This window comes from Anaerolineae bacterium, assembly GCA_014360855.1.
Taxonomy (GTDB): Bacteria; Chloroflexota; Anaerolineae; order JACIWP01; family JACIWP01; genus JACIWP01.
Genome location: JACIWP010000278.1, coordinates 1 through 3884, shown reverse-complemented (window position 1 = coordinate 3884; position 3884 = coordinate 1). Strand labels below are relative to the sequence as shown.

The 3884-nt window shown below is 64.3% G+C and carries 2 protein-coding genes; both read right to left on the bottom strand.

All coding sequences use genetic code 11. The annotated features are described in order from the left end of the window. Positions 1 to 1503 (bottom strand): ABC transporter permease subunit (locus H5T60_12610; protein ID MBC7243272.1); only part of this gene is annotated, 1503 nt, incomplete at its 3' end. A 464-nt stretch (positions 1504 to 1967) separates the two neighbouring features. Further along, positions 1968 to 3884 (bottom strand): hypothetical protein (locus H5T60_12605; GenBank protein ID MBC7243271.1); only part of this gene is annotated, 1917 nt, incomplete at its 5' end.

The following is a 3884-nucleotide window of genomic DNA, read 5'->3' as shown; positions in this document are numbered from 1 at the left end:
GAGTGAAGATGCCAAATTGGGCAGAATATGGGAAAGCCACACGCGCGGTATGCGCAGTCCCAGAGCTACCGCGCTCTCGATAAACGCCATCGGCCGCAAGCTTTGAACCTGGCCGCGCACGAACAGCATCACCTCTCCCCAACCGACCACGGTCAGGGCCACCACAAAGACTATCAGACCCCGGCGGATGCCCAACGCCAGGATCAACAGCATAGCAAGGATTAAACTGGGATATGCGGCGATGATTTCCGCTGTCGCCCGGATCAGGCGGTCCGCCGGCCCTCCGGCGTTCCAGCCGGCGATCATCCCCAATAACAACCCGACCAAAACCCGCGCCGCAGTGATTGCCAGCGCTAAGGTCAGAGTACGGCCGGCGCCCACCAGCACCAACGACATCACGTCCCTGCCGAGCACATCCGTGCCCCACGGAAATTCCTCGGACGGTGGAAAAGGAGGTCCCTGGAACCTCCCCTCGATCAGACGAAGCGAGACATGCTGGTACGGGCTGTGAGGAGCCAGGGATGGTCCCCAGATCACGACGGCTGTCAACCCCAACAGGATCACCGTGCCGATCCAGAGGGGAACGTTGCCGGATATCGCCCAGCGCCACCGCCGCAACCTCTGGTGAGCCGCCTCACCGCCGGGATCAGCATCATCGGCCCCCTTTCGCCGTATGAGACCGCCCAACTCACGGGTTGGCTCGGTCTTATGGCCGGCGTCTCCCCGTGCGACGCGCCGCATCAGCCAACGCACCAGCATGCTCTCCCGGATGCCGGCCAGGATATCTTCCCCCCACTGCCGCAGCGTCTCCCACACCGTCTGCCGGGTCATCACGAGGCGCGTCGCCGAAGCGCTGAGCCGGGGGTCCAGCCGGCTGATGAGCGCACGCAGCAGGCCATCTATTACGATGAACAGGGCGCCCAGGCTGAGAACCAACCCTACCACCAGGGCATCATCACCCCGAGCGATGGCGCGCAGTAAGTTGTATCCAACCCCTGGCCATCCAAAAAATAGCTCGACAACCGGCAGGCTGGCGAGCGAAAAGCGCAGAGAGGAGACCAAGCTCGTCAAAATGGGCATTGCCGCCAGAGGAAGGACATGCCGCCAGAAGATGCGGCCGGCGGACAACCCTTTGGCGCGCGCCATGCGAACATAATCCTGCTCCAACAATTCCGATAAAGCGAGACCCGTCACGCGGCTGATTTGCGCGAGGGGCCGAGCCGCCAGCACCAATGAGGGCAGGATCAACCGGGTATCCCATCCATAGCCGGCGACGGGAAATGTGCGCAGACCCCACTCCCGATTGGCGTGAATGACGGCCAGTTGTAACAGCATGGCCAAGAAAAATGCCGGCAGGGATATCCCTGCCAAAGAGAGCGTGATCGATACCACTGAGAAGAGGGCAGAATGCCGGCGCCGCGCCCATATATACCCGATCACCACGCCCAGCAACAGGGCCAGCCCCAGAGCAATACCCAGTAGCCCAAGGCTATTCCCCAACATGGTCGGGAGGATTTCCCGCACGGGAACCGCGACCTTGCCGCCGCGAAAGGAGGTAGAACTTCCCCAATCTCCGTGTATAAGATTGCCCAGGTATGAGCCGCTAGCTCGAAAGCTGTACCGCAGCGCCTCGTCCCAGACACTGCCGCGTGCCATTTCCAGGGTGAAAAGGGTAAACCATATAATCAGAAGCAGTGTGAACAATGCGAACAGAATCTGGCTCACCCATGACCAGACTCTCAATACCATTCGTTGGGGAACGAAGGATGGCTCTACTTCCATATTCATAAAGAACCTCCTTGCACGGGTTCTTCTCGCACCACTTCAGCGAGATCCCGCATTGTCGAAGACGCCGGCCCTTTCGACAGCCGTCATCACAGCCCGTACAATGTATCTATTTATTATATATCGGGGCGTCGCCAGAAAGGTTCATCCACTGGGCTCTGTGCCTGGCAATGGCGATACACTCACCGCGTGAGCAGGGGAAGCAATACCCGACCGCCTGGCGCCGAAAGGCCCACGATCCACAGGCCACCCTCGCGGGTGGTCACATGCAGCCGGCCGTCCGCATACCGCACGGCCGTCGCCTCGCCGGCAAGCCTCAGCCAGGCTGTATCCATCGGCACACCATCTTCGTTGAGCTGAACCGCCATGACGCCGGCCTTGCCATCCGCCAGGAACAACTGCCTGCCAACCAGTTCGACATCCTGCACCACATCGTGCCCCGACACAGTGCTGAGCCGGCGCATATCCGTCGGATCGCTCACATCCAACACGTGCACCCCCACCGGCCCCTCCGCCACCACGGCCCACGTTCCCGCGACATCCACTCCCAGCACGGGGCCGGCCAGCGGGAACAGGCCATACGGGACAGGATGCTCGGGATACACAATGGCGATGGAACGCAGGCCGGCCAGGCGATCCGCCACATATGCCATATACCCGGACACCGCCACATCCGCCGCATCGGCCGGCGCCGTCGAAGCGCCGATTTCCTGCGGCACCGTCGGCGCACCCACCCAGATGACCCGCATGCCGCCAGTGCCGTCGGCGACATAGACCATATCTCCAGCCGCATCCAGGGCCTGCGCTGTGCCGGCTGTGTCAGCGGTGCTCAATAACTGCGGTGATGCGGGGTTCGCCACCGAAATCACCCGCAGGCCGGCCCATCCATCCGCCAGATAGGCGCGCGTGCCGGCGACCTTAATGCCCAGGGCCTCCGCCCCAGTGTACAGTTCCCCCAGCGCGGCGTTGGCCGGCAGGACGATGCCCGCCTGCCTGGCCCACTCATCCAGGCTGACCGGCCCGCTCCGCATGGTTGCCAGCGGCAGAGGATGGCGGGGGTCGGCGACAGACACCGTCCATAATCCACCCAGGCCGTTCGCCACGTACGCCACACCGCCGGCCACATCCACATCCCAGGCATAGCCCGGGGTAGAGATGACGCCGCGGCGCGCCGGCGCGGCCGCGGAAACCACATCCACAAGCTGAATGCCCGGCAGAGGCCCATCCACTACCGCGGCCGTGCCGTCCCCTACCGCCACCGCCAGCGCCAGGCCGTCGGTGTCCAGACGGGACAGCCGGCTCGGATGGGATGGATCGGCCAGGGAGATAATGGACAATCCCCCCAGCCAGCCATCGGCCAGATAAGCCACGTCGCCGCGCACTACCACGTGGCGGGCATCGCCCGGGCTGTTATAGCGGCCAATTTCCGCCGGCGCCTCCGGGTTCGTCACGGAAATCCCCAGCAGACCGGGCAGGCCGTCGGCCACCCAGGCAATGTCGCCGGCGCATGCCACCGCGTTGGCATCGCCAGGCGTGTCGAAATAGCCCTGCTCCGCCGGCGTGTCCAGGTCATGGATATCCCACAGGCGAAGCCCGCCGGCCGATCCGTCGGCGATGGCCAGCAGGTCAGCGCCGCATACCTCCACATCGGCGGCAATGCCCGGCGTATCCAAGTGCGCCACCTCCGCCGGCCGGGCGGCATCGCGCACATCCAAAACGGCGACGCCAGCCGGTCCTATCGCCAGGAACAGATGCGGCGGCTGATATACCAGCGCCACCGCCGGCGCCGGCGCCTCCCATCCTCCTACCCAGACGGGGTTATCCGGGTCCTCCAGGGAAAGAACGCCCAATCCAAAGGGGTCCAATGCCGTATATGCATAGCCGTCGGCCAGGACGATATCGCGCACAATGCCCGGCAGGATGCCCGACTCGCCCAATAGGACTGGGTCGTCCGGGTCGGCCGCATCCCAGACGGTCAGGCGAGGGCCGATGCCGGCGTACAGGCGTTGACCGTCCCAGGCCGCGGCATGCCCCACCCCACCCACCTGCCCCAGCACAGAAAGGTGGAACGGCTCCTGTGCCGTCGAGGGAGCGGCGGG